This is a genomic window from Kitasatospora sp. Xyl93 (genome assembly GCF_055383135.1).
In genome coordinates, this window is the sequence record NZ_AP029185.1 from 2,843,492 (window position 1) to 2,868,193 (window position 24,702).

The 24,702-nt window shown below is 70.0% G+C and carries 23 protein-coding genes; 9 read left to right on the plus strand and 14 right to left on the minus strand.

The window, feature by feature from the left end; genetic code table 11:
* Positions 1-95 precede the first annotated feature (95 nt).
* Positions 96-1,157, plus strand: coding sequence for a homoserine kinase (locus ACZ5GH_RS12570; RefSeq protein ID WP_464334281.1), 1,062 nt, complete (start codon positions 96-98; stop codon positions 1,155-1,157).
* Here ACZ5GH_RS12570 and ACZ5GH_RS12575 read toward each other — a convergent pair.
* The 8 genes from ACZ5GH_RS12575 to ACZ5GH_RS12610 form a co-directional block, all read right to left on the minus strand.
* Entirely contained in the window at positions 1,147-2,355 is a 1,209-nt protein-coding gene (locus ACZ5GH_RS12575; protein WP_464334282.1) for a DegT/DnrJ/EryC1/StrS family aminotransferase, read from the minus strand. The two genes, ACZ5GH_RS12570 and ACZ5GH_RS12575, sit on opposite strands and share 11 nt — an antisense overlap.
* A 39-nt stretch (positions 2,356-2,394) precedes the next feature.
* Positions 2,395-3,363, minus strand: coding sequence for a phosphotransferase family protein (locus tag ACZ5GH_RS12580; protein WP_464334283.1), 969 nt, complete (start codon positions 3,361-3,363; stop codon positions 2,395-2,397).
* Entirely contained in the window at positions 3,350-4,318 is a 969-nt protein-coding gene (locus ACZ5GH_RS12585; RefSeq protein ID WP_464334284.1) for a Gfo/Idh/MocA family protein, read from the minus strand. Before ACZ5GH_RS12585 ends, ACZ5GH_RS12580 begins: the two co-directional genes overlap by 14 nt.
* Complete coding sequence (locus ACZ5GH_RS12590; RefSeq protein WP_464334285.1) at positions 4,315-4,959, minus strand: dTMP kinase; 645 nt, start codon at positions 4,957-4,959, stop codon at positions 4,315-4,317. The genes ACZ5GH_RS12585 and ACZ5GH_RS12590 overlap by 4 nt, the downstream gene beginning before the upstream one ends.
* Complete coding sequence (locus ACZ5GH_RS12595) at positions 4,956-6,512, minus strand: glycosyltransferase family 2 protein (RefSeq protein ID WP_464334286.1); 1,557 nt, start codon at positions 6,510-6,512, stop codon at positions 4,956-4,958. Before ACZ5GH_RS12595 ends, ACZ5GH_RS12590 begins: the two co-directional genes overlap by 4 nt.
* Positions 6,509-7,387, minus strand: coding sequence for a glycosyltransferase family 8 protein (locus ACZ5GH_RS12600; RefSeq protein WP_464334287.1), 879 nt, complete (start codon positions 7,385-7,387; stop codon positions 6,509-6,511). The genes ACZ5GH_RS12595 and ACZ5GH_RS12600 overlap by 4 nt, the downstream gene beginning before the upstream one ends.
* A complete protein-coding gene (locus tag ACZ5GH_RS12605; RefSeq protein ID WP_464334288.1) occupies positions 7,384-8,427 on the minus strand; it encodes a UDP-glucuronic acid decarboxylase family protein in 1,044 nt (347 codons plus the stop codon). Before ACZ5GH_RS12605 ends, ACZ5GH_RS12600 begins: the two co-directional genes overlap by 4 nt.
* 72 nt (positions 8,428-8,499) lie before the next feature.
* Positions 8,500-8,706: a hypothetical protein gene (locus ACZ5GH_RS12610; protein WP_464334289.1), complete on the minus strand. Its 207-nt coding sequence runs from the start codon at positions 8,704-8,706 to the stop codon at positions 8,500-8,502.
* Between the two features lie 162 nt (positions 8,707-8,868).
* Here ACZ5GH_RS12610 and ACZ5GH_RS12615 point away from each other — a divergent pair, with 162 nt between their 5' ends.
* Positions 8,869-10,215 carry a transcriptional regulator gene (locus ACZ5GH_RS12615; protein WP_464334290.1) on the plus strand — a complete coding sequence of 449 codons (1,347 nt, stop codon included), beginning with the start codon at positions 8,869-8,871 and terminating at the stop codon, positions 10,213-10,215.
* Positions 10,216-10,357: 142 nt separating this feature from the next.
* Here ACZ5GH_RS12615 and ACZ5GH_RS12620 read toward each other — a convergent pair whose 3' ends face one another.
* The 3 genes from ACZ5GH_RS12620 to ACZ5GH_RS12630 all read right to left on the minus strand — a co-directional run bounded on the left by ACZ5GH_RS12620 (position 10,358) and on the right by ACZ5GH_RS12630 (position 14,313).
* Positions 10,358-10,771 (minus strand): hypothetical protein, encoded by a 414-nt coding sequence (locus ACZ5GH_RS12620; RefSeq protein WP_464334291.1) that lies wholly within the window; start codon positions 10,769-10,771, stop codon positions 10,358-10,360.
* Positions 10,771-12,738, minus strand: a complete 1,968-nt coding sequence (locus tag ACZ5GH_RS12625) for a hypothetical protein (protein ID WP_464334292.1) — start codon at positions 12,736-12,738, stop codon at positions 10,771-10,773. Before ACZ5GH_RS12625 ends, ACZ5GH_RS12620 begins: the two co-directional genes overlap by 1 nt.
* Before the next feature lie 396 nt (positions 12,739-13,134).
* Entirely contained in the window at positions 13,135-14,313 is a 1,179-nt protein-coding gene (locus ACZ5GH_RS12630) for a hypothetical protein (protein WP_464334293.1), read from the minus strand.
* Positions 14,314-14,520: 207 nt separating this feature from the next.
* Between ACZ5GH_RS12630 and ACZ5GH_RS12635 the strand changes: the two genes are divergently transcribed.
* Together ACZ5GH_RS12635 and ACZ5GH_RS12640 are read left to right on the plus strand one after the other, a co-directional pair.
* Positions 14,521-15,141 (plus strand): hypothetical protein, encoded by a 621-nt coding sequence (locus ACZ5GH_RS12635; protein WP_464334294.1) that lies wholly within the window; start codon positions 14,521-14,523, stop codon positions 15,139-15,141.
* 125 nt (positions 15,142-15,266) lie between these two features.
* Entirely contained in the window at positions 15,267-16,184 is a 918-nt protein-coding gene (locus tag ACZ5GH_RS12640) for a hypothetical protein (RefSeq protein WP_464334295.1), read from the plus strand.
* A gap of 62 nt (positions 16,185-16,246) precedes the next feature.
* Here the strand turns inward: ACZ5GH_RS12640 and ACZ5GH_RS12645 are convergent, their stop codons facing one another.
* Positions 16,247-16,486 carry a helix-turn-helix domain-containing protein gene (locus tag ACZ5GH_RS12645; RefSeq protein ID WP_380492153.1) on the minus strand — a complete coding sequence of 80 codons (240 nt, stop codon included), beginning with the start codon at positions 16,484-16,486 and terminating at the stop codon, positions 16,247-16,249.
* 190 nt (positions 16,487-16,676) lie between these two features.
* On the opposite strand from ACZ5GH_RS12645, the gene ACZ5GH_RS12650 reads away from it, so the two are divergent.
* From ACZ5GH_RS12650 to ACZ5GH_RS12665, 4 genes are read left to right on the plus strand one after another with little or no spacing between them, the layout of a single operon-like run.
* Positions 16,677-17,759 carry a TniQ family protein gene (locus ACZ5GH_RS12650; protein ID WP_464334296.1) on the plus strand — a complete coding sequence of 361 codons (1,083 nt, stop codon included), beginning with the start codon at positions 16,677-16,679 and terminating at the stop codon, positions 17,757-17,759.
* Complete coding sequence (locus ACZ5GH_RS12655) at positions 17,756-18,526, plus strand: TnsA-like heteromeric transposase endonuclease subunit (RefSeq protein WP_464334297.1); 771 nt, start codon at positions 17,756-17,758, stop codon at positions 18,524-18,526. The genes ACZ5GH_RS12650 and ACZ5GH_RS12655 overlap by 4 nt, the downstream gene beginning before the upstream one ends.
* Positions 18,523-20,652, plus strand: a complete 2,130-nt coding sequence (locus tag ACZ5GH_RS12660; protein ID WP_464334298.1) for a Mu transposase C-terminal domain-containing protein — start codon at positions 18,523-18,525, stop codon at positions 20,650-20,652. The genes ACZ5GH_RS12655 and ACZ5GH_RS12660 overlap by 4 nt, the downstream gene beginning before the upstream one ends.
* Positions 20,653-20,656: 4 nt before the next feature.
* Positions 20,657-21,814 (plus strand): TniB family NTP-binding protein, encoded by a 1,158-nt coding sequence (locus tag ACZ5GH_RS12665; RefSeq protein WP_464334299.1) that lies wholly within the window; start codon positions 20,657-20,659, stop codon positions 21,812-21,814.
* 116 nt (positions 21,815-21,930) lie between these two features.
* On the opposite strand, the gene ACZ5GH_RS12670 is transcribed toward ACZ5GH_RS12665, so the two are convergent.
* A complete protein-coding gene (locus ACZ5GH_RS12670) occupies positions 21,931-22,668 on the minus strand; it encodes a hypothetical protein (RefSeq protein WP_464334300.1) in 738 nt (245 codons plus the stop codon).
* 358 nt (positions 22,669-23,026) lie between these two features.
* On the opposite strand from ACZ5GH_RS12670, the gene ACZ5GH_RS12675 reads away from it, so the two are divergent.
* Positions 23,027-23,221, plus strand: coding sequence for a hypothetical protein (locus ACZ5GH_RS12675; protein WP_387748099.1), 195 nt, complete (start codon positions 23,027-23,029; stop codon positions 23,219-23,221).
* Between the two features lie 140 nt (positions 23,222-23,361).
* On the opposite strand, the gene ACZ5GH_RS12680 is transcribed toward ACZ5GH_RS12675, so the two are convergent.
* Positions 23,362-24,657, minus strand: a complete 1,296-nt coding sequence (locus ACZ5GH_RS12680; RefSeq protein ID WP_387749240.1) for a class I SAM-dependent RNA methyltransferase — start codon at positions 24,655-24,657, stop codon at positions 23,362-23,364.
* Between the last annotated feature and the right edge of the window lie 45 nt (positions 24,658-24,702).

Genomic DNA, 24,702 nt, shown 5'->3' on the forward strand with positions numbered 1-24,702 from the left:
GGTGAGTCGAGAGCCCGCGACGGTCTGCACTCGACCGGGCGAGCGGTAGGCAGAACCGGTCTCGCTGGGTGCCGTGCTCCGCTAGCCTGCATTGGGTGACGGAAGCGATGGACGACCCCTCGTGTGGCTCGCGCAACAGCATCATCGAGGAGGACCTGGCGGTTCTCGGCGGGTCCTTCGGGCTCGGTGAGGTCCAGGCGTGCCGCTTCCTGCCCAACGGCCTGATGAACGGCAACTGGCGGCTCGAGACGGCCGACGGCGCGTTCGCACTGAAGCGGATCATGGATGTGCCGCTGCCGCTCGCCCGCCGCAACCTCGCGGTCCTGTCCGAGCTGGCCGACGCCGGAGTCCCGGTCGGACGGCCGATGGCCACCTCTTCCGGAGAGACTGTGGCAGAGGTCGCGGACCGCGGTTACTGCTTGATCCCCTGGTTGGAAGGCAGCCACCAGCCGGGGACGGAGCTCACGCTGGACCAGGCCGGAGACCTCGGCGTCCTGCTCGGTCAGATCCACCGGAGCCTGAATGACGAGCGGACCACCCGGCTCCTGCCGCCGCCGTCGGAGCCCCCGGCAGCCCCGGTGATCACCCCGTACTGGGCGCGCGTCGAAGCGGACCGCTTCCTCGCGCTGATCGCTGCCCTGAACTGCCCTACGGCCTTCGACACCGAGGCCGCCCAGGCGCTGGGCGAGCGCAAGGTACTGCTCGACAAGTACGCCCACTTTCACCCCACCACCGAGGTGGCGGCCGGCCCGGTGGGCTGGACGCACGGTGACGTGCAGCACCGCAACGTGCTGTGGCGGGACGGCAAGATCGCCGGGGTGATCGACTGGGACCGCATCCGCGTGCGCCCGTTCGGCGAGGAGGTCGCCCGCACCGCCACCGTGCAGTTCGGCGGCGAGGACGGCTTCCTCGACCTGGAGCGGACCTCCGCGTTCGTGGCCGGCTACCGGTCGGTAGTGCCGATCCCGGTGCCCGCGCTGGCGGACGCGGTGCAGCGGCTGTGGTGGAAGCGCATGTCGGACTACTGGCAGCTGGACTTCCACTACGACCGCGACGACCACTCCTGCGACCACCTGTTCCTGCCCGCCGAGCGCTTCCTGGCCTGGTGGACCGACCGGCGCGAGGCGGTGCAGGAGGCGTTCGCCGCTATGCCGTGACCACCGTCCGGGCCAGCACGGCGGCGAGGGCCTCGGCGACCTGCTCCATGTAGTCCGGGGCCAGGATCTGCGGCACCTTGAGGACGATCATCTGGCGCATCGCCTTGTGGAAGTTCGGCAGCTCGTCCCTGGTCGGCGGCCGGTAGGGGCTGCGGGCCAGGTGCGGCCAGAAGCGGGCGGCCAGCTCGGGGCGCTGGAGGAGCGGGGCCTGGGTCCAGTCCTCGTACAGGGAGCGGACGGGGACGCCGGCCGCCTTGAACCGCTTGCTCAGTACGGCCGGGTCCGGCACGCGGACGCTGATCGTCAGCGGAGTGCCGTACCAGCCGCGCACGGACAGCTCGCCGATCGCGGGCCAGGTGACGGGCGCGTCGTACTCCTCCAGCACCTTGCGCAGGGTGGCGAGGTTCTGTTCGGCGGCCAGCATCCGGTCGGGCAGCGACCGCAGTTGCTGGCGGGCGATGACGGCCGAGAGGGCGGGCATCCGGTACTTGTAGGCGGCGCCGGTGGTGGCGAATGGCAGCAGGTCGGGCAGGGTGAGCTCCGCAGCCAGGCGGGCAGGGTGGTGCCCGAGGGTGAGAGCCCGCTCGTAGACCTGGCGGTCCATGGTGGTCAGGACGCCGCCTTCGCCGCCGGAGACGGCCTTGGACTCCTGGAGGCTGAAGCATCCGGCCGCACCCCAGGAGCCGACCGCGCGGCCCTGATAGAGGGCGCCGTGGGCGTGCGAGCAGTCCTCGACGATCGGCAGCTCGGTCGCGGCGGCGAGCTGGTCCATGCGGGAGGGGACGCCCCAGGTGTGGGTGGCCAGAACCGCCGAGCACGTGCTGGCAGCCTCAGCGACGGCGGTGGCGGCAATGTTCGGGCCGTCCGGCTCGATGTCGCAGAACACCGGGTAGCTGCCGGCCTGGAAGACGGCGGTGATGGCGGAGACCCAGGTCATCGGGGAGACGGCGACACCCGCCTCGGGGCTGGCGCCAACCGCGTGGAGGGCGGCGTGCAGGGAGGCGGTGCCCGAGTTGAACGACAGCGCGTGGCGGGTGCCGGTGAGACGAGCGAAGGCGGCTTCGAGGCCGTTGGTGGCCGGGCCGAGATTGATCTCGGACAGGTGGCCGTCGTCAAGGAGATTGAGGACGGCGTCCTTCTCGGCTTGCCCGTACTTGGGTTCGCGGGGGAAGGGGAGGGTGACGGCGGGGTCATTCACGAGATGTCCTTCCGGGCGGGGCGAGCGAGAGGCAGCGGGTTACGGGCGACGACGCGCGTTCGAACCGGCGTCCGGTGTGACTCTCGGAATGGCGGAGAGGTGGCCGTGGTCGAGGTCGTCGAGGTCGGCCTGGAGCTGGGCGGCCCGCAGCCGGACCATGTCCGGCTCGTCGCAGGAGGCGTGGAACTGCAGCAGCGAATAGGCGATCCGCAGGCGGAACAGGACCAGTGGCAGCAGGCGGTCTGCCGGGACTGGGCCGTCGAAGTAGCCGTCGAGCAGGGCCTCGGTCATCGGGGCCGGTTCGCGCAGCGACCACCCGGCGAGTTCGGCCAACGGGTCGCCGCCGCGCACGCTCTCCAGGTCGACCACGCCGGTGATGCGTCGGCCGTCGGTGAACAGGTGCCGGCCGACCCAGTCGCCGTGCAGGAGCCGGGGTGGGCCCTGGGCCAGGCGGCCAGCTCCGACGTCCAGGATGAAGCGGGTCCGGTGCAGCAGCCCCGGCAGGTCGAGGCCATCGACGCTCGGGAGGCTGCGGGGCGCGAGGCTGAGGAACCAGCCCTGGATGGTGGCATGCTGGCCGATGCCGTGGCCGTCGAGTTGGCCGAAGCTGCCGACCTCGATGCTGTGCAGCTGCCGGAGCACCTCGCCCGCGTGAGTCGCCGCGTCCAGGTCCTGCGGTGTGGGCGGTTCGGCTTCGATGGGGCGGCCGGGGCACCGGGACTCCACACACGCCTCCCGGCTGTGCCACAGGACCTCGGCGGCCGGAACGCCGGCCTCGCGCATGCGGGCCGAGGCCCAGGCGGCGGTCGGGTAGCGCGAGCGGCTACCCGCGCGACGGACCTTGACGACCAGGTCGTCACCGCCGTGGGTGGTGACCGCGAAGGGGAGGCTGTCCGTTCCGGCCTTGAGCGGGGTGAAGCGTGCTCCGGCGGCGTCGAAGCCCGCCGCGGTGAGCGCGTCGACCAGCAGCGGGTGCGGGCGGCTGATCACCGTGTCAGCGGCGGGCATCGGGCACCTCCGGCACGGGGACGGGGCGGCGGTGGGTGGCGGAGGCCAGGGCGGCGTCCAGCAGGGCGATGGAGGCGAGGTTGTCGGCGGCGGTCACCGGCAGCGGGCCGTCCTGGTGGAGGGCGTCGATCATGGCGGTGATGCACCGCTGGTAGGCCGGCGGCCTGGCCTCGGGCGCGGTCCGTGCCCGGTGGGGGTCCGGGGCCCAGCGGGCTGCGAAGCCCCGGCTCTCCACCCGCCAGTCGCCGTTCGCGTCGGTCCGCAGGATCGGGTCGACGATGTACCCGCCTCGGTAGGTGAACAGGGAGCCGTCGGCGAAGTGGACGGTGACCGTGGCGATCGAGCTGTGGGCCGCGAGGAAGCCGGTCGCCGTCTCGGTGCAGGTGACCTCTGTGGGTGGCGCGCTGATCAGCGCGCGGACCTGGTCGAAGGCGTGGACGGCGAGGTCGGTGGTGACGGGCAGGTGCTGGCCGGCGCGGAAGCCCGGGCCGGGCAGGGTGACCAGGGTGTCGGCGGTAATGGCGAACGGTGGCCGACCGCCGGAGCGGACCGTGTTGGCGAACGCGAGGAAGTCCGGGTCGGCGCCTCGGTTGTGCATGACGGCCATCAGCAGGCCGCGCTCCTTGGCGAGGTGGACGAGGTCGAGGGCGTCGGGCAGGTTCAGGGCCAGCGGCTTCTCGGTCAGGATGTGCAGGCCCTGGGCGAGCGCCGACCGGCTGACCGGGTGGTGGAGTTCAGGTGGGGTGAGGTTGGCGACGACGTCGGCCTCGGCTCGGGCGAGCGCCTCGGGGAGCGTCGTGGCGAAGGCCGGGCTCAGCCCGTACCGGGTGGCCAGGGCCTGGGCGGCCTGTTGGTCGGGGTCGACGAGGGCAGTGATCTCGATGCGCCCGTCGGCGAGCAGGGAGCGGACCCAGCGGCTGGCGATGGCACCGCAGCCGATGATCGCGGCCTTCACGACGCCTCCTTGAGTGGGTGCGGCCCGCTGGCCGGGCTGGGGCGGTCCTGGGCAGCCTGGTGGCGGTGGACGTGGTCGAGAGCTTGTGCGGTGAGGTCGTCGAGCGAGCCGCTGGTGGCGTCGAGCAGGGCGACGGCCGGGGCGAGCGGGTGGGCGAGGTAGGCGTTGAAGTGCTCGCTGAAGTGCCGGTCGTAGAAGATCGTCGGCATGCCCTTGCGCAGGCGCGCCCGACGGGCGAGCACGTCCGGGTCGGCGGTGAGCACGATCGTCAGGTCGGGCATTGCCACCGGACGGCTGGTGACCAGGTGCCGGGCCTGGTCGTTGCAGTCGAAGCCGTTCATCCGGCCGACGGCGTGGGCGTGGGCGAGCAGGGTGTCTACGGTGCGGTCGAGGATCACGTCCCGGCCCTCGGCGATGGCTTGCCTGGCCCGGGCGAGCCGCAGGTCCTCGACGTCCAGGAACTGGGCGATGTTGGCCAGTTGGTGCTCGGCCGTGAACGGCTCGGGGGCCGGCAGCAGGGTGGGGTCGGGGCTGGCGTGGTAGTAGCAGGGGATGACGGCGGGCCGGTTCAGGTGGGGGGCGAGCTGGGCGGCCAGCGTGGTCTTGCCGACGCAGCTGACGCCTTCGATGCCGAGGATCACGCGAACTCCCTGTCCGTGGTGGTGGATGGGGTGGTGCGGCGGTTGCTCTTGGGGGCGAGCGTGGTGTGGCGGGTGCCGGTGACCGCCCAGCGGCCGAGGGCCGTCAGGGGGCCGATGCTCTTGAGCAGGAGCCCGGCCAGCGTCTCCGCGCTCCGCACGGCGGTCTCCCGCCCCGTCAGGTGGCGGCCTTCGGCTGTGGCGAGTACGCGGACCGGTGCGACTGTGGCAGCCCAGAGTGCGGTCGCGGCCGCCGCCCGGACGGGCAGACGTGTGCGCGGGCCGAGCGCGAGGGTCAGGCAGAGCGCGGTGGCGGGCGAGACCAGCAGCCACGCCATGCCCCGGTAGGCGCCGGTGGCCAGGGCCGCGGCGTGGTCGCGGCGGCGTCCGTGGCCTTCGGTGTGCCAGCGGGCGGCGCACTGCGGGTAGTCGAGGTAGCTCTGGAACCAGCGCTCACTCTGGGACAGCAGCTCGCTCAGGTGCTCGGCCGCCGGCACGGTGGTGGTGAAGGGCAGGCTGTCCAGCGGGATGCCGTCCAGGGTGAGCCGGTAGCCGAAGGCGACGTCGTCGAGGATTGTGAAGGTGGGCAGGCCGCCGACCTGCCGAAAGACGTCCGTCCGAACGAGGAGGCCGTGGCCGACGGTCTGGGCCAGCCCTGGCAGCCGGGGGCCGGTGTGCGGGCGGCGGGCGGCGTCGGCGTGCTGGCGGAGGTTGGGGATCTCTCGGCGGAGGGTCCACAGGGTCTGGGCGCGGGCGGCGCCTCGGCACAGGCTCCGCTCCCACCAGGCGCCGGCCGCACCCTGGGTGGCGAAGCGGGCGGACTGCTGGACGACGCACGGGAGTTCACCGTCGGCGGCCCGGCGGCGGGCCAGGAACTCGGCGGTCCGCTCCAGCAGCTCGCGGCTCGGGCGGGAGTCCACGTCGTAGATCGCGATGTACTCCTGGTCCGCGTCGGCGATGGCGAGTTGTTCGACGGCTGCATTGACCTGCGCGGCCTTGCGCCCGTCGCCCCGGTAGTGGACGTGCCGGACCAGCGGGTCGGACTGCGGCAGCCGTGCGAGTTCCGCCGTGACGACGTCCGCCGTGGTGGGAAAGCCGGACAGCACCTCGGCAGCCACGGCATCGGTCAGTGAGCCCTCACCGGTGCCGGTCAGGGCCTTGCCGAGGACGGCCAGCTCGTCGCCGGTCAGCTGCGGGAAGTGCTCCACCGTGAGGTTGGCCGCCGTCGCCCCAGTCAGCCGGGCGGCCAGGTGCTGGCGCTCGGCCTCCTCGCGGGCTGTGGTCACCAGGGTCAGCGTCGAGCCGGGGAAGTCGCGCAGGAGCGGGACGAACCAGGCCAGAGCGGTGGTGATCTGCTGTTGCTCCCGCAGCACCGGGACGACGACGTGCAGCACCATCGGCTCCATCGCCCTTCGGTTCCCGGCCCGCACGGGCTGGTCGGCCCAGGCCAGCGTCCGGCGGATGTGCCGCAGTCCGTTGACGTTGCGCGCGGCCACAGCGGCGGCGATCCACCAGGTGGCGCTCCGTCGCAGCGGCTTGCGCCCTCGCGTGTTCACTCGGCACTGCCGTTGGCGACGTAGTCGTGGAACAGGCGGTAGGTGTCACGGAGTTCGCCGGCCGGATAGGTGTCCTGCCAGGGCTTGTCGGGACCGGCGAAGTGCACGAGGGCGGCGGTCTTCTCGTCCTCCAGCAGCTGGGCGAGCGGGCTGTCGGCCTCGGCGTAGTGGATGAAGCCGGCCTGGGCGGCCTGCGGCGACATGGCGAAGGTGTTCCACCGCTGGTCCAGCCGCTGCCAGTTGTCGTCGACGGCCCAGTTCAGGGCGTCCTGGTCCCAGAAGCGGACCTTGTCCGGGTGCTCGGACAGGAACTGCCGGGAGCGGTCGAAGACGCCGAGTCGCTGGCAGCGCTCGAGGTCGATGAGCATGACGCCGCTGTTGAAGTACTCCCGGCCGTACGGGACGCCGAGCTTCTTCCAGCCGGGCAGCTGGATGCCGCGACCGATGACCGGGTTCTGCGGGTCGCGCACTGCCCCGACCGGACGCCCGTCGAGGGACTGCCGAAGCAGCGGGCGGAGGTCGCCGAGCACCAGGGTGTCGGCGTCCAGGTACAGCACCCTGTGCTCGTCGGGGATGACCTCCGGGATGGCCAGGCGCACGTACACCGCTCCGCTGACCCAGTCGGAGACGGGGTAGCGCGGGTCGGTCATCGGTGCCGGCCGCAGCTCGGTGGCGAGGCCGATGCGGTCGGCGTCGCGCAGGATCGCCTTCCGGTTGGCCTCGCTGATCTGCTGGTCGAGGACGATCAGGCGAAGCTCACCGACGGTGCCCGGGTGGGCGGCAGCGATCGAGTGCATCAGCGTTCGCAGCGGGCGGGCGTATCCGTCGTCGACTCCGCAGACGATCGCGGGCAGCGGGCGCGGGGAGGTGTTCACGAGGCGCTCCTTCCGGTGGCGGCGGTGGCCTGGCGGGGGAAGTGCTGCTGGGCCCAGTCGAGGGTCTGGCGCAGGCCGTCGCGCAGGGGGGTGGTGGGCTCCCAACCGAGGTGGGCGCGGGCGGCGGTGATGTCGGGGCAGCGGCGCTTGGGGTCGTCGGCGGGCAGCGGAATGAAGGTGACGGCGGAGACGGAGCCGGTCATGGTCCGGATCTCCTCGGCGAGTTGGAGCATGGTGATCTCGTGCGGGTTACCGAGGTTCACCGGGCCGGGGTGGTCCGCGGTGACTGCGGCGAGCAGGCCCTCGACGGTGTCGGCCACGAAGCACAGCGAGCGGGTCTGGCTGCCATCACCGGCAACCGTGATCGGCCGTCCCGCCAGTGCCTGCTGGATGAAGGCGGGCACCGCGCGGCCGTCGTCGGCGCGCATCCGAGGGCCGTAGGTGTTGAAGATCCGCACGATCCGGGTGCGGGTGCCGCCGGAGCGCTGGAAGCAGGAGGTCAGGGCCTCGGCGTACCGCTTGGCCTCGTCGTAGACGCTGCGGGGGCCGGTCGGGTTGACGTTGCCCCAGTACTGCTCGGACTGCGGGTGCACGAGCGGGTCGCCATAGACCTCGGAGGTCGAGGCGAGCAGGAACCGGGCGTGCTTGGCTTCGGCGAGTTCCAGGGCGTTGAGCGTGCCCATCGCGCCGACCTTCAAGGTGGCCAGCGGGTGGCGGGCGTAGTCCAGCGGTGAGGCGGGCGAGGCCAGGTGGAAGACGAAGTCCACCGGACCGGCCACCTGGAAGGGGCTAGTCACATCGTCGGTCTGGATTCGGAAGCCGTCGGCCGAGCGCAGGTGCGAGAGGTTGTCGAGGCGGCCGGTCAGCAGGTTGTCGACGCCGACCACCTCGGCCCCGAGGTCCAGCAGTCGCTCGCACAGGTGCGAGCCGATGAAACCGGCGGCACCGGTGACGACCGCGGTGCGGCGGGCGAAGACGCCGTGTTCGGCCGAGGCCGCCGGATCGCGCGGGAGAATCGGTGGTGCTTGCAGGCGTGGCACGGTGCGTGTCCTCCAGGTCGTCGGGGGTAGCGGGGTTCACGAAGGGCCGTCGAGGCAGCGTGGGCCAGCGCTTCAGACGTCCGGGTCGCGATCGGGAAGGGACCGTGCGGGCGGTGCCGCGACCGGGTGATCGGTGCTGAGCTGGTGGCCGGCGGTGACCCCGAGCAGCGCGAGCGTGACGACGTGGCCCAGGCCCCACAGCACGGTGAGCACGGTCCCCACCGGGTCACGGCGTGCGCCGCGATGCCTGCCCTGATGCGGCCGCTCGACTGCCTCCATGGCTCCTCCCCTCGCCGGCCTCCGGGGCCGGGCGGTGCGGTACAGCGTCGCCGTGCCGCAGCGCAACTCGGAACGTTTCTGGGGGGTTTCTGCTCGATGCGATCCGTGCCACAGCGGGTAGCAGTACGCTCACCAACAGGTCATGAATCGCCGGGGGTTGAGATGAGCTCAGACGTTCTGGCAGTCCATCCGCTCACCCACCTGATGCGGTTACGCGGCTGGGGAAAGATCCAGTTCGCGCGCATGATGCGTGACCACGGCACCGCACTGAAGATCCACCTGGCGACCAACCGGACGCTGGTGTGGAAGTGGGAGCAGGGCCAGGAGCCCGAGCCGGATGCGCAGTTCGTGCTGGCCGACCTTCTCGGCGTCAATCCCCGTACTCTGGTTGCCAATCCGTGGCCCAGGTGGCTCCCGGTCTGGGAAGTGACCGGCATCACGGCGCCATGGACGAAGGCCGGTACCGTGGACGTACTGGTGGAACTGGTCAGGAGTGGTCATATGGATCGGCGGGGCTTTCTCACCATCACCGGGGCCGCCATGGCCACCGTCGCTGCGAGCTGGGCTTCCGCCTCGCCCGCCTTCGCCGCCGCCCTGGGTGGCGACCAGGTGACGGACTCCATGGTCGACACCCTCGAAGCCCGCGTCGGCACCCTTCAGACACTGGACGCACAGATGGGAGGCGCCCGCCTCATCGAGCAGGCCCGAGGCGACCTCGCCATCATCACGACCCTGCTCAAGCACGGCCGCCACTCCGAAGCCGTCGAGGCCCGCCTGCTCGGGCTGGCCGCCCAGGTCAACTACATCGCCGGCTGGATGGCCTACGACAGCGGGCTTCGCTCAGCGGGCCAGCAGTACTACCTCGGTGCTCTGCGTGCCGCCAAGACCATCGGCGACGACGCCCTCGGCGGCTTCCTGCTCGCCGAGATGGGCGTCCACCTCTCCGATAGCGGCAACCCTGCCGAGCGCGTCGCCCAGGTCGAGACCGCGCTGGCCAACGCCCCCGCGACGATGCAGCCTGGCGTCCGCAGCTACCTCGAACTCCACCACGCCGAGAGCCTGTCCCGCGACGGCCAGCACCAGAAGGCTGGATCCGCCCTCAACCGCGCCCACGACCTGTGGGTCAGGAACGGCGGCGACCAGCTCCCCAGCTGGCTCTCCTGGTACGGAGACGCCCAGCTCAGCTCCACCGAGGGCAAGATCATGCTCCGCGCTGGCCAGGTCGACCGGGCCACCAGCGCACTGGCCTCCTCCATCGACCACGCAGTTCCCCGCGACCAGGCTGTCCGTGCCGGCCGCCTCGCCACCGCCCGCCTCGCCGGCAAGGACCTCGACGGAGCCCTCGACGCCGCCAACCGCGGACTCAACCTCCTCGAAACCCAGGTCCACTCCGTACGCGCAGTCAGCCGCCTCACCAAGTTCGACGGCTACCTCAAGCCCCACCATGGCGAGCCTGCCGTCGCCGAGTTCCGCGAGCGGCTGCGCGCGCTTCCCGTCATGGCAGCGTGACTCGCGCGGACCATATGGAGATCGCCCGGTTCTGTCCCTGAGGCCCAGCTATGCCTCGCAGCACGTGGGCCCCGGCGCCGTCCTTCCGGTGCGGGGCCCACGTGCGTTTACGGTGCCGGCCGTGGTTTCGGCCAGCCGGGGGTCAGGTGCGCTGGAGCGGCATGCGCTTTCGGTGCACAAGCGGGATGCCAAGGCGGGCGGCCACGGTCCTCTCCAGGGCGGAGACGACGCGGTCGGGGGTAGTGTCCCGCAGTGGGATCACCCAGTACTCGGCCCACTCCTCCCTCTTCGAGGTGCTGCGGTTGACATGCTGGCTGAGCCGGGTCGCGGCGGCGCCCCGGCTCAGGGCTCGGGTGGGCGCGGTTTTGCCGCAGTAGCAGGCGTTGCCGCGGCGGTTGGCCACGATGTAGATGGCCTTGTTCTCATACCCGGAGTCCTCCCCGATGGGGATCGGTTCCGGCTGCAGCTCGGCGAGCCACTGGCCCGCGAGTCGAGCGAGCATGGCGTACCGGTCGTCGGTGATGCCCACGACGCCCGGCCAGGTGGTGTCGGTCATCAGCTCGGCTCGTCCTCGGAGATCTTTCCGAGCTTCTTGCCCAAGGTGTTGATGTTCTTGAAGGTCGGCTCGACGAGGACCCAGGGCAGATCGGCGGTGGTGCCGTGCTCCTTGCGCAGGAAGATCAGGTAGTCGAGGTTGGCGACCGTCGTGGCCAGTGACGACTGAAAACCGGTGAGAGCCTCGTCCTCAAGCTCGGTGGCGGTGGGCTCGTTCTGGTAGTACTCGGGGTCGAACCCATGGCTGGCGACGAGGCGGAGGTGGGCGTTGAAGTCGCTGCCCTTCCAGTCCTCCTGCTCTACGAGTTGGCCGTGGGCCCACCAGCGCGGGCGCAGGCCGGCCCTGATCCGCTTGATCGCGTCAGCGAGCACCTGCGGCCCCTCCTTCCTGCCGAGCACGGCCTCGATGACCGTGCCGACGGGGGTGCGCATGACCTTGATGCCGCCCACGATCTGCTCGGCGGTGCCACCGGCGGCGAGCAGGTTCCCGCTGGTGACGAGGTTGACCATGGCGATCACGCCGAGGAGGAGCCGGGCGGGGATGTCACCGGTGTCGGCGCGCGCGAGGAGGTCGTCCACGGCCTCGTCCGAGTCGATGTTCTCGACAGTCCACTCGTGGTCTGCCAAGTCCTTCCAGAGGATGTTCTTCTCCACCGCAGTGCGCACGGACGCCATGGTCTCCTTGGGGAGGCTGGAGTAGGAGCGCAAGCCGAGTTCGGCGGCGGGGCCGCTGCGGTGGGAGATCACGAGGCGACTCTTGTCGAGCTTCGCGGCCATGATCGCGTTCAGCCTCCGCTCCTTGCGGGTGAGCTGCTGGACGACGAAAGCGAACCTCAGGTCACGGAAGGCCGGGTTAAGCCCGAGGGTCTTCATGGCGTCGGTGACGTCGGTCCGGCCGAGGAGGACGTCCTTCACGGCCGGGGCATCGTCGCCAAGCTCGCCGGCATCGAACAGCGCGGTGACGACCTCCTCGGCGGTGACGCCGCTTTTGGAGGACTCCTCGAAGGGCTTCACGCCAACGTTCATGCGCATCAGCAGCGAGCGGACTGCGGCGGGGAAGCGCTGCATGCCCATACTCGGCTTATCGTCGATGTAGCCGACGATGACCTGCACCGGGACGGTCATCGCGTTGAGTAGCTCGGCGGCGCGGTCCCGCTTGGCGCGGGCAGTCTTGCTCGTGCCGGATGCCTCGGTGAAGTCGCGGTGGGCGTTCTTGACGATCTCCCGGACGAGGTCCCGCCGCTGGCTGAGGGTGCGCCGCATGAGGTGGGACGGGAGCAGCGGGACCAGGTCCTTGGCGGTGGCGGGGCTGATCTGGCTGGCCTGGACCTTGAGGTTGGCGGTGCAGGAGGCCCAGCGGCTGTTGCCGTCGACGATGCTCAGGTCGTCGTCGGGATAGTGCCCGGCGTTGAGGAAGGAGACGGGGACGGCGGTAAGCGGCCGCTCGACGATGCGCCGGCCGACTTCCTGGGGGTTGCTCTCCCTGACGCGCTTGGACGCACGGTCGATGGCAGTGAGGAGGTCCTCCATCGGGTCGGCGTAGACGAGAGTGGCGTCGGTGCCGTGAGCAGTGGGCATGGAGAGGACCCGCTGGCTCTCGCTGGTGCCCGGGTCGGCAGCGTAGTGCGCTTCGTCAAGCAACCTGTCGTTCTCGATCGCGGGGGACAGCATCAGCGTGTACGCGCGGTAGTTGAGTGCGACCAGCCATCCGGTCTCGACGCGGTGGCGGTCCAGGCGGGCGCCGTCAAGGAGGCCGGGCTCGACCGCGCCGTACGCGATCCGCTGGATGGCGGCCTCGGAGATCTGGACGTCGGGACGCTGCTTCTCGAGGTACTTGATCGCCTTGGTGGTCTTGCTGACCGGCTCGACACGGTGCTCGAACGGTGACGAGCGGTCGCCGGTGCGGATGTCGATGAGCTCGACGGCGTCGATGTCGTCAGGCTCGTCGGGGAAGTTGGTGATGCTCACTGAGCCTCGATCGGCTGGGCCGGCGCGAGGCTGGCTCGCGGCCGGTGATCGGCGTACGCGAGCAGAGCGCCATGGAGCGCAACGCACCCGTGCCTGCCTGGGCAAGGACCGCGGTCCGTCGCTGGGCTGACCCGGCGTCGCTTCGGTGACCTGCAGGCGTAATCCGGGTACCCGCTCCGTGACGTGCAGGCGGCGTACTCGGATCTTGCTGGTGGATACCGCGGTGTCTACCAGCTGCGCAACAGACCGCTCTCGGCGGCGGCGATGGGAAGAGCCTACAGCCTTCCAAGTGGGCGCAGAACGGAAGTTGACAGTCTTTCCGATCTGGTCTTCGTGGCCTGCACGATCTCGCCCACCGAACTGCCAGAGGCCGTATGGGGTTGCATGGCGCGCCTGTCACGCGCCGGCGCGGAACATGCTCGCTGCCTGAGCCGCGTCGGTCAGCTGACTGCCGCGGAACAGCGCGAGGAACAGTGTTGCGATTCCCACAGTGACGACAGGCCCGGTCAAGCTGGTCGGCAGTCCCGAGTACGTCACTGCGACAACTACGCCGAGGCCACCACCGGCAACACCCAGCCAGCGCAGGAACGGCCGGTCCACGACCGGCTCCGCCCCGAGATCCTCCTCCTCCAGGAGCGCGGCGCATCGTCCCTCCGCATACCTGTTCGCAATCGTCATCAGCTTGACCGCGAGGTCCTGAAACGCCGCAGCAGGCTCCGACAGCACCCGCGCCTCATCCGCCCGCAACGCACCGATCACCTTCGCCGCATGCGCCTTCGCCACCCGTCGCTGGTGCCGCCTCAGCCGGTACCCGCGAGCTTGGTATGCCTTTCGGATCTCCCGCTCCGCCGCCCTGAGCGAGACCCGGGGAAGCGCGTCCAGCGACGGCTCCGCGCTCCATTGCAGATGAACACGCGCGCACCGGGTCGCGGTGGCGACGAGGACGGCAACTCCCGACCAGTTCACCGAGTTGTGCCTGCGATCCAGGGCTGGGTGACCAGGCTCCCCACGGAGGGAATCGGCCACACCCATGGGCATGAGCCTCCTCAGGACAACGAAGACCAGAGCGCTGGCCAGCAGCAGCGGAACGAGCTTGACGGCGCCGTGCTCCGACAGCAGGACGGGGAGCTTCTTGCCGATGACGACCGGCACCGAGACGATCCCGAGCAACAGCGAGCTGAGCGGATCATGCACAGCGTGGGCCGCAGTGGGATGACTCGCCTCCTCCACGGCGTGCCGGACGGCGTCGATGACGCTCTGGCCGTCCACCCTCACCAGGATAATCACGGCGACGGCATAGATCGGTAGGGCGTTGACGACCTGCTCGAAGCACCGGCGTATCGCCGTACCGACCAAGCCGGGCCGGATGTCCGGCACCCGGTCTTCCACGACGTAGGGCAGAACGCGGCCCGCGCTGAGCACTATCTCGTTCACGGGCTCTGCCACCAGTCGGTCCCGCAGACGTCGTACCGGGCCGAGCACCAGCCGCTCCCACCACCGCAGGACCGTCGGCTTGGCGATGTCCGCGATCCAGCACACGACAGCAAGCCCGACAAGGGTTAGGAGTGGACGCATCCGCCGATCATCGCAGTCGGCTTGGCACTGCGTCAGGGTTCTGCCTAGATCTACGGGATGCTCCGCAAAGCCCGGCCACCTTCGTCTCGACTCCGACGCCGCGAACGGCCGCTCCGGGGGGACGGCCGCCAGCCGGCCAGTCGTCGCGGTAGCGTGATCCGTCTACCGCCCGGCATGCCAACCAGGAGCAAAGAAACGGGAGTTCGAGTGAGCGACCAGGCCATCAAGTACGTGCACCAGTTGGCCGTCGCCGACCCGCTCTCCAAGCGGGTGCTGCTGGTACTGGCCCAGCACACCGAACCCACCACCAGCATGTGGGGCCACGAGATCCCCGAGATCATGGGCCTGGACATCACCGAGACCGACCTGCCGACACTCGCGGCCCAGGCCGGGTTCACCGCGGAGGAGTTCCGCCAGCAACTCCGCCAGCTCAAGCAGCACGTGAAGATGGACGTACTCGAACATTCCGACGGGACCTGGGAGATTGTCTACGGGCCGTCGTACACCGACAAGTACTCGCCGATCCCCCAGCCGGTCACGGAGGAGAACGTCGGCGGACTCCACGACTTCGCAATGCCGGGCTGGGAGTACTACAGCACCTGGGGCTGGGAAGAGGGCCTCGGACACTTCTACGCCCAGATCATCCACAACAGCGACGACCGGGACGCCACTCCTCGAATCTGGATCACCCCGCCCAGGTACGTGGTGCGGACGATCGACGAGCTGGCCCAGGTAATCGCTGACGAAATCGCACCCTACGAGCCGATTCGGGTGCCGGCCTCCGTGATCAAGATGTACATGACCAAACCGCCCCTCTCGCCTCGGTAGCCAGCAGAACCGGCTCCAAGCAGCACTCCAACGCCCCCGACGCGCCAACCAGGCTCCAGCAGCAGCCGTTCCTGGATGCCTGAAACCACCTGCGGACGCGCGGCCGCCGTCGTTACCGTCGTGGCATGGGATCGCCGATCACGTTCGAGAGCCTGTTGTCCGGCGCCAGGGATTTCGCACACCTCGCCATGGACGCGCACGCGGAAGGCCAGACCGAGGTCTTCCTCTTGGAAGCGGGAGTCAGCGTCGAGCGCCTGGCCAAGGCCGCGCTGGTGCAGGTGCATCCGACGCTGCTGTCGGAGGTGAAGGGCAACGACGACATGCTGCTGCACTTCGCCGGAGCGATGACCACTCCGCCGCAGAGGTTCCACACCATCGGGGCGGCCGTGGCAATCACCCGGCTGCGGAAGATCGGCGTTCTGCCGAGGTCGGCGGAACTGGACGGGCTGATCGAGCTGCGGAACGGCGTCGCGCACCTCGGCACCAGCAGCGGCGAGGACTACCTGGCCCCGTTCGTGGAGACGGTCTGCAAGCTCCTCGACCACGCCAGCGAGGACCGGGCCGCGTTCTGGGGGTCGTGGTCTGGTGCCGTCCAGGTGACGCTGGACGACCGGTTCGACCGGGTTCAGAAGGCCGTCCATCTCCGCATGGACCAGGCCCGGTTCAGGATGGAGACCCGCTTCGGAAGGCTGCCCGAGGAGGCGGTCGAGAGCGTGGCCAAGACCATCAGCGAGACGGGACTCGTGGTCATCGACCGGAGCCCGACCGGCGTGCACTTCCGGACCCTCACCAGGTGTCCGGCCTGCGGCACCGAAGCCGCCACCCTGTTCCTGAAGGCCGCAAACGCGGCACTGTTGTACGAGATGGAGCTGGCTGCGGAGGAACTGCTGTGCGGATTGTGCGGTCTCCGGCTTGCGGGTGAAGAGGAGATCGGGATCGCTGGCATCCCGTCCACCATGAGGTGCAAGGTCGAAGACCTCAAGGAGGTAGTCGACGACGGACCCATCACCGGCAACCTTCTTGGACACCACGACGCCTTCTGACCGGCCGGGTGCCGAACCCCCGGCGAGTGAAGACTGCACCCCCTTCCGCCTCCGAGGACTGTTCAGTCCTCGGTGAACAGCTCGTGGGGCTCGACGCCCAGCGCCTTCGCCAGGGCCGGGATGCGGTCCACCGAGACGCTGTGCCGAGCGGTTTCCAGGTCGATATAGAAGGACCGGTCCATGCCGGCCGCTGCCGCCACGGCGGTCTGAGTCAGCCCCCGCCTCTCGCGAAGCGCCCGCAGGCGGCGCCCGAAGAGGACGCGCTGGGCCGGGATGCCCGGATCTGAATCGCTATTCGCCACGGGCAGTAACCGTAGTACAGTCCGAGGTGTAGGAAGTCTCCTACAAGATCAATTTATTGCGCCTGGGGGAGGTCGCATGTCCGCGTCGGCACAGCCGCTGCCTGATCCCAATGTGCCGACCCTGGCAACAGGCGGAGCCGAGGTGCGACGGCTGCCGTCCGCGGTCCCGCGCAGGCTCCCCTCTGTGTTGGTGCCAGCGGTTGGGGAGTCCTTCCCCTCGTGGGTGGACCGGGTCGCGGTGGATCTGGAGCTGACGCCTGGTGAGGCCGCGCGGCGGCTGGGGCTGGAGTGCCGTTCGAGCGACCGCGCGGTGCGGCCGGTGTGCTACGGCGTGGCGCTGACGGAGCTGGGTGCGCGCCGGATCGGGGCGGCGACCGGGTTGGACGAGATCGAGCTGCGGTTCATGCAACTGGCCCGGTACGCGGGCGGTGTTCTGGACTTCTCACAGCTGGACCTGGCCGACCCGCCGTCGGTGACCCGGCTGAGCAACCGCGAGTGGGCACTGTTCACCGGCACCCGGGCGTGCCCGAAGTGCCTGGGCGAGCGTCCGGTGTGGCAGCTGTGGTGGCGCCTGGGCATTGCGGCGGTGTGTCCGGTCCACCGGGTGCTGCTGGTCGACACCTGCCCGATATGCGGTGACCGGTTCGGGCTCGCGCACTCCGGGCATCCCGGCGGTCTGCCGACCCGATCGGGTGTCCTGGACCTGCGGCGGTGCAACAACCGCCGCTCAGTGGCTCCCGGGCGGCGATCGGTCCCTTGTGAGCAGGCTCTGGCCGAGCTGCCGTCCGTGACCGTTCCGGTGCAACTCGTGGACGTGCAGAAGCTGGTGCTGGAGGCCGCGCACGGGGGCCCGGCCGTGGTCGCCGGGCGGGCGGTGGCGACGGCTGACTTCTTCGCCGCCCTGCGCTACCTGGCCGCTGCCGCCCGAGCGGGTGCCGTACCGAGCGACCTAGCGAGCTGCCAGGCGCTGATTCCCGAGGCCGCCGAGGCGTTCACGGCCTACCAGGACGTGCGCCGGCGTGCCCGCCACGGCGGCGCCCGGACCAAGCTCGGGATGGCCCCGCCTACTGCCGCGCACGCGGCCGCCGTCCTCGCCCTGACGGCCCCGCTGCTGGTCGCCCCGCGCCGGACTGCGATGAGCACCGCCTTGGCCCGCTGGCAGCGCTCCGTCCCGGAGTCCCTGACGATCCCGGCCTGCCTGAGCGACGACAGCAGCGAGCAGCCGCCCACCGGAGCGATCCACGACACGGCCCTTGAGGAAGGACGGACGTGAGTCCGAAGAGAACCCGGACCCTGCGGCCGGTCAGGTATGCGCCCGACCAGCTGTTCGTCCACTACTACGACGCCCAGCAGACCGAGCGCCTGATACCCGCCTCCCAAGCGGCCACGGTGCGCTTCGAGGACTGCCTGCCCGCTCGCGAGATCCCCTCGTACGCGGGGATGCGACATACCCCAGGCTCGTACTGGGCAGCCAGCTGCGACGCCGTCCTGGACTACGAGAGCTACCTCGAAGCCAAGTGGATGAAGCTGCTGGACTTCGACTCCCAGGTCGCCGCTCTCGCCGCGCAGCCGTTCATCCTCGAAGGCGTTGACGCCCAGGGGAAGTGGACGCACGTCCCTGACCTGTTCGTCCGCCGCACCAACGGCTCGGTGCTCCTGCTGGATGTGAAGAACCCTCAGCAACTGGCCAAGCTCCGCGTCGTCCAGCAGGCCGAGCGCACCGAGAAGGCCTGCCAGGACCTCGGCTGGGACTACCGCATGGTCGGTGACCCCGATCCCCAGCTGTGGGCAACTGTCGAATGGCTGTGCGGCTACCGCCGGCCGCTGAACGCCACCGCTGATCTGGTCGATCCGATCCTCGCGCTCGCCACCCAGCCAATCGCGCTCGGAGACCTGGTCGGCTTTCGCCATGACCCCGAGGTAGCGCGTCCGGTCATCTACCACCTGATGTGGCACCACCACCTGCTCTTCGACATCGACCGGCCGCTTCGCGACCACACCCGGGTGTGGGCCGCCCCTGCTTCGGAGAGGACGCGATGAACCAGCGCTACCGCATCGCCGTCGAGGACTGGATCGAGTTCGAGGACGAGCGCCACCAGGTCGTGGGCATCGACGGCGCGCTGGTGCGGCTGCGGTCCATAACCGGGCACCGGATCACCATCATGCTCTCGGAGTTGCTGGCCGATCCCTCCTTCCGCGCTCACGCCGAGCCGCCGCCCGGCACCGGGAGCAACGACGTGGGGCTAGACCCGGGCGGGGTTCTGGCCACCGTGTCCCCCGAGGTCCGCCAGGCGGCCCTGGACCTGGAGGCTCACCTGTGGGAGGCCACCACGGGCTTTCGCTCCGGCGACCCGATGAAGGCCCTGGCCGGCGAGCCCCGCCCGCAGTACGACCCCAACCTCCCGGTGACCGAACGCATCGAAGCCAAAGCCGCGGAACTCGGCCGCACCTCCCGCCGCCTCTGGCAGCTGCTGGAAGAGTGGGACGAGAAGGGCCTGTTCGCACTGGTCGACGGGCGCAAGACACGCATCCGCAACCCGTTCCGCAACACCGACCCGCGGGTCATCCAGGCGATCCGCGAGCAGTCTGCGTCCGAACGGATGGACAGTTCCTCCGCCGTCACCACCCGGTTCCTGAGGCGCACGCAGAACAGGCTCGACGCCGACTACGGCGAGGGCACGGTACTGCTGCCCAAGGAGGACACCTTCCGACGCCTGGTCAAGACGCTGCTGGACCGGCTACCCTCCGATCCCGCCTACCAGCGCCAGTCGGCCGCCAACCAGCCCGACCGCACCTTCGGCAACGTCATCGCGCACCGCCCCGGCCAGGTCGTCATGCTCGACACCACGCCGCTCGACGTCCTGGCGTGGGATGCGGCCACCGACAGCACGTACGGGGTCGAACTCACCGTCGCACTCGACGTGGCGACCCGCTCGATCCTGGCCTGGCGACTCACTCCCGCTGGCACCAAGGCCATCGACATCGGCCTCCTGCTGGCGGACGTGATGACGCCAGAGCCGATGCGCCCGGCATGGGGCGACGCCCTGCGCTACTCGATGCTCCGGGTGCCCTACGAGCGCCTGCTCTCGCTGGACGAGCGCCTCGCCCACGCCGCCGCCCGCCCGGTGATCTATCCCGAGACTCTGCTCTTCGACCACGGAAAGCCCTATCAGTCCGACGTGGTACGGCGTGCCTGCCGCTCCTGGAAGATCGACATCCAGGACGCGCGCAAGCTCAAGCCCACCGACAAGCCGCACATCGAACGGCTCTTCGGCACCATCCGCGAGCAGTTCTCCATGCACGTCGCCGGCTACAAGGGCTTCAACGTCGCCACCCGGGGCCGCACCGTCGAGGAGCAGGCCCGCTGGAGCATCGACGAGATCGCCGAGTTCTTCGCCGAGTACGTCGTGGCCGTCTACCAGCAGCACCCGCACTCCGGACTGCACCTGTACGGCTTCCCCGACCTGGAGGTCTCGCCGAACGAGGCGTACGCGATGGCCCTGGGCTCAGCAGGCTTCGTCGACTGCCCGAGGGATCCGAACCTGTACTACGAACTGCTGCCGATCGCCGACAACGGCGGACGGGTCATCAACTCCTACGGCGTGGAGATCAACCACCTCGTCTACAACGCCGACGTGCTCTACCAGTTCCGCAAGGCCAAGTCGCCTTACCCGAACGAGCTGTGGCCCATCCGCTATGACCCGCGCAACCTCCTGCACGTCTACTTCCACAACCCCCGCGACAAGAAGTGGTACACGCTGCGGTGGACCCATGCGCTCAGCGACCTGCAGCCGTTCACCGACATCACCCTGCGCGAAGCCAAACGCCTCCTCGTCCAACGCGGATCCGACGCCTCCAAGCAAGCCAGCATCGCCCAGGCACTGCGGGAGTTGCAGAACCGCACCGACGCCCCCGAGACCTGGACCAAGGGAACCCGCAAGCGCTGGACCCGCGACCGCCACCGCGCCCACGCACAAGCCGCCGACGCCTTGCGCTACACCCCGGCTGTGCCGGCGCCGCCGCCGGCTCCGCTTCCGGAAACCCGCAAGCCCACCATCACCGGCCTGCACGCCGTTCCCGACCTGCCGGACGAGGACGACGACCTCGATCTCGACGCCATCCAGCCCGCGACGGTGTGGAACCCCCGCACCCACCAGGAGAACTGAGCACGTGACCGCCATCGCCTTCCCCGATGACGAACCTCACTACTTCGAGCACCCGGGCCTCTCCGAGCCCCGCACGAAGGAGGAATGGCGCGCATACCTCGACTTCGAGCCGCCCCTCAAGCCCGAGAAGCTCTCCCTGGAGCTGTACGAGCAGCTCAGCGCCCGGGAGAAGAGCCTCCACAACAAGGCCCGCAACGCCCACCACAGCGCCCTGGTGATCGTCCGCACCGCCAAGATGGAAGCCATCCACCACCAGATCCGCCGCCGGATGGTCACCAACGCCCACCAGCCGGCGGGAGCCCGCCGCGGCATCGTCCTGGACGGCCCCGCCACCTTGGGCAAGTCCACCCTCGTCAAGATGTTCGGCTACGACTTCGAGCACGGTCTGCGCCGGGAGTTCCCCGAGCGCTTCGAACGCAGCTACCGCGTCGACAACCGCTCGATCGACTACACGCCCGTGGTGTACGTCAACATCCCCTCCCAGGCCACCCCGAAGGACCTGTCCATCGCGCTGGCCGACTACATGGGCATGGGGTACCGCTCGGGCGCGACCAAGAGCACCATCACCAACCGGCTCCTGGACGAGATGCGCCGCTGCGGCGTGGAGCTGGTGATCATCGACGACGCCCACTTCATGGACCTGTCGCTCAGGGAAGGCAAGGTCGTCAACGACCACTTGAAGTTCATCGCCAACCACACGGCGGCCACCTTCATCTACACCGGGGTCGACCTCAAGCACTCCGGGCTGTTCCTGGAGGGCGCCGGCGGTTCCCGCGTCACCCAGACCTCCGGCCGCAACACCCTGCTCCACATCGAACCGTTCTCCATCGAGACGCGGCAGGACAAGGCCGACTGGGTCAGCGTCATCGCGTCGATGGAGGACGCCCTCGTGCTCTATCGGCACCAGCCTGGCACCCTCAAGCGAGCCTGGAAGTACCTCCACCAGCGCACCGGAGGCAACATCAGCTCGCTCGCCGAACTGATCCGGGAGTCCGCCGCCGAAGCCGTCATGACCGGCGCTGAGGCCGTCGATCGCAAGCTCATGAGCACCATCGTGATCAACGAGAACGCTCAGACCACCTACGAAACCTCATGGCACGAGGAGCCCCAGCCCCCCATCACGTCGAGCGACCCTGACGACGGAGAGACGGCCGCCAGCTGAAGCATCAGGCCAATGATGCCTGGAGCCGGTAAGCCGCTGGAAGCCATCGTCGGCCACCATCCCTCCCAGATACCTGGGCAACTGACGGCAGCTGAACAGATGAGTTCACCAGTAGCTCACAGGGGGTCACCCTCCACCGTCCAGGCAGCAGTCTCAATGGCGAGGCGGCTCCCGTTGTCGTCTGCGCAGATCAGCGGATGCACAGGGTGCTCGGCGGCCAAGTTGAGGCCACGATCGAGGGCGGTCTGACGGGCGGACCGGCGCGTGTGCTCAATGGCTTCCTGCAGGTGAGCTGGCACGCTGACGGATTCGGTGACGAGCAGCACCTGGCGGCCGTCAGCAAGGAAGAAGAAGCCTACTTCGTTCTGCCCCTCCGACAGGGGGAACGGTGACGCCCCCGGGGCGCCCAGCAGGACCGAGACGTAGACGGCGTGACCAGCTCCTGGGCTGACCAGCTCGACGACCGATCCCTTGCTCTGCTCGGGCTCGTAGTGTTGGAGCTCGGAGTCGGGCAGGAGAACGGCGTACGCCTCTACCCAGCCCGGCTCTACTTCGTCGAGTGGGGGTGAGAACTTGTCGAACGCGCGGTCCACATCCGGTGAGAAGTAGCGGCTGGCAACTTCCTGGCTGACGAATGCGGTCCTCCATCGTCCCGACTCATGGAGGCTGACCTTTGCCAGTTCCCCGAGCGGACGAGACAAGAGATAGACGTCGGACTTGCCGTGCCTGTCGAAGACTCTCCAGGTGGTCGACCGTCTGCCGTCTGCGGCTACAGTCCGGAACCGGACCACGTTGTCTTTCGATCCCACTCCGGCCCCCCTCGCAAGCCATGGCTGGCCCTTGGAGATGGACACGATAGCGCGAACACGGCCGCTGGGGCAGGAGTCACCGAGCGTGACCTTCCTGTCTGCTTACCTCAGACGGCCATGTGCGCACTGAAGTCTTTCGTGCGGTGGAGGCCACAAGATCCACCGCACGAAAGATTTCAACTCCCAGGTCAACGGCTCGGCGACTGAAATCATCCGTGCCGTCCGACATGCCGCACGCCCCCGCGCAACCTCGTCGTCACCTCCGGCCGGAACCGGGCCCCGCCCCCCGGCCGCCGGGTCCCCCCACCAGGACGAGCGGGACTTGAAGAGTGCCGCACCGTCCGGGACTCTGAGAACTCCCCTGCGTTCCCGAGCGGGCGCCGACCGGTGCGGAGGCCGACCGATGACAGCCATGTTCGACCAGGAGCTGCGCGAGCAGCTCGCCCAGGCCCGCCGGGACCTCGCGGCGGCGCGGGCCGAAGGGGACGCCGACGGCGTCCAGGCCTACGAGGGCCGGATCGCCTCGCTCCTGCGGCTCGCCGCCCAGCACGGCATCGACCTCCCGCACAGCGCCGACGAGGAGGAGCGCAACGAGTAGCCGGGCCCGGCGCGAACGAGCGCCCGGCCAGGACGCGAACGAGCAGCCGGCCCGGATGCGGCGGAGGCGGCCACCCAGAACGGGTGACCGCCTCCCTCGCTTGCTTCCCGACGCCGGAGGATGACCCCCGGCACCCGGGATCACTCCCCGGTCGGCTCCAGGATCGCCACGCACTCGAAGTGGTGGGTCATCGGGAACAGGTCGAAGGCCCGCAGCGACACCGGCCGGTAGCCGCCCTCGCGGAAGAACTTCAGGTCCCGGGCGAGCGCCGCCGGGTCGCAGGCCACGTACGCGATCCGGCGCGCCTCCAGGCCGACCAGGTGGGCGACGGTCTCGCGCCCGGCGCCCGAGCGCGGCGGGTCCAGCACGATCAGGTCGGTGGCGGTGATGCCGGTGCGCGGCAGCAGCGTCTCGACCCGGTCGCACTCGATCCGCACGTTGTCCAGCGCGGCCAGGTTGTGCCGGGCGTCGACCACGGCCTGCTTGGCGGACTCGATGCCGAGCACCGCGCCGTCCTCGCCGACCCGGTCGGCCAGCGCGCCCGCGAACAGGCCGACACCGCAGTACAGGTCGAGCGCGTTCTCGCCCCACTGCGGGTCCAGCCCGTCCAGCACGGCGTCGACCAGGGTGTCCGGCGCCTCCGGGTGGATCTGCCAGAAGCCGCCGTTGCTGACCCGCCAGGTGCGCCCGGCGGCCCGTTCGCGGACGAAGCCGCGCCCGTGCACCTTGTGCACGTCGCCCTGGTCGTCCACCCGGGCGATCGACACCGGCTTGTCCAGCTCGACCAGCGGCAGCTGGGCACCGTCGCGCGGGGTGAGCACCACCTGGCGGTCCGAGGAGCCGGTCGCGGCGATCGCCTCGACGCTCGCCACCCCCGACCAGTCCCGGGCCTCGATGCCCAGCTCGGTGACGCCCTCGGCGGCGATCAGGCAGCGGTCCACCGGCTGCACGTCGTGCGAGCGGTGCTTGCGCAGCCCGACCTTCCCGGTCGCGGCGTCCACCGCGTACTGCACCCGGGTGCGCCAGGCCGGCACCTGCCCGGCCGGCAGCTTGCCGCCGACCGGCTCGACGCTGCCGTCCCAGCCGGCCTCGGCCGGGGTGAGCCCGGCCAGCTTGGCCAGCTGCTCGGTCAGCACCGCCGCCTTGAGCTTGCGCTGCCCGCCCGGGGTGACGTGCTGCCAGTCGCAGCCGCCGCACTTGCCCGGCCCGGCGAACGGGCAGGGCGCCTCGATCCGGTCCTTGGCGGGCTCCAGCACGTCCACCGCGTCGGCCCGCAGGAACCGCGAGGTGGTGGTCCCGTCGGTGACCAGCGCGACGACCTTCTCACCGGGCAGCGCGTGCCGCACGAACAGCACCCGCCCCTCGTGCCGGGCCACGCAGTGCCCGCCGCCGTGCGCGACCGGGCCGACCTCGACCTCGTAGCGCTGCCCGGCCAGCGGCTCCCCGGAGGGCGCCTCGGGCCGCGACGGCCGCGCGGCGGC

Bases quoted from the DNA above. Each gene is read 5' to 3' on its own strand.
- ACZ5GH_RS12640 (WP_464334295.1), top strand. From the start codon at position 15,267: ATGGGATCGCCGATCACGTTCGAGAGCCTGTTGTCCGGCGCCAGGGAT.
- ACZ5GH_RS12675 (WP_387748099.1), top strand. From the start codon at position 23,027: ATGACAGCCATGTTCGACCAGGAGCTGCGCGAGCAGCTCGCCCAGGCC.
- ACZ5GH_RS12580 (WP_464334283.1), bottom strand. From the start codon at position 3,363: ATGCCCGCCGCTGACACGGTGATCAGCCGCCCGCACCCGCTGCTGGTC.
- ACZ5GH_RS12620 (WP_464334291.1), bottom strand. From the start codon at position 10,771: ATGACCGACACCACCTGGCCGGGCGTCGTGGGCATCACCGACGACCGG.
- ACZ5GH_RS12610 (WP_464334289.1), bottom strand. From the start codon at position 8,706: ATGGAGGCAGTCGAGCGGCCGCATCAGGGCAGGCATCGCGGCGCACGC.
- ACZ5GH_RS12615 (WP_464334290.1), top strand. From the start codon at position 8,869: ATGAGCTCAGACGTTCTGGCAGTCCATCCGCTCACCCACCTGATGCGG.
- ACZ5GH_RS12630 (WP_464334293.1), bottom strand. From the start codon at position 14,313: ATGCGTCCACTCCTAACCCTTGTCGGGCTTGCTGTCGTGTGCTGGATC.
- ACZ5GH_RS12660 (WP_464334298.1), top strand. From the start codon at position 18,523: ATGAACCAGCGCTACCGCATCGCCGTCGAGGACTGGATCGAGTTCGAG.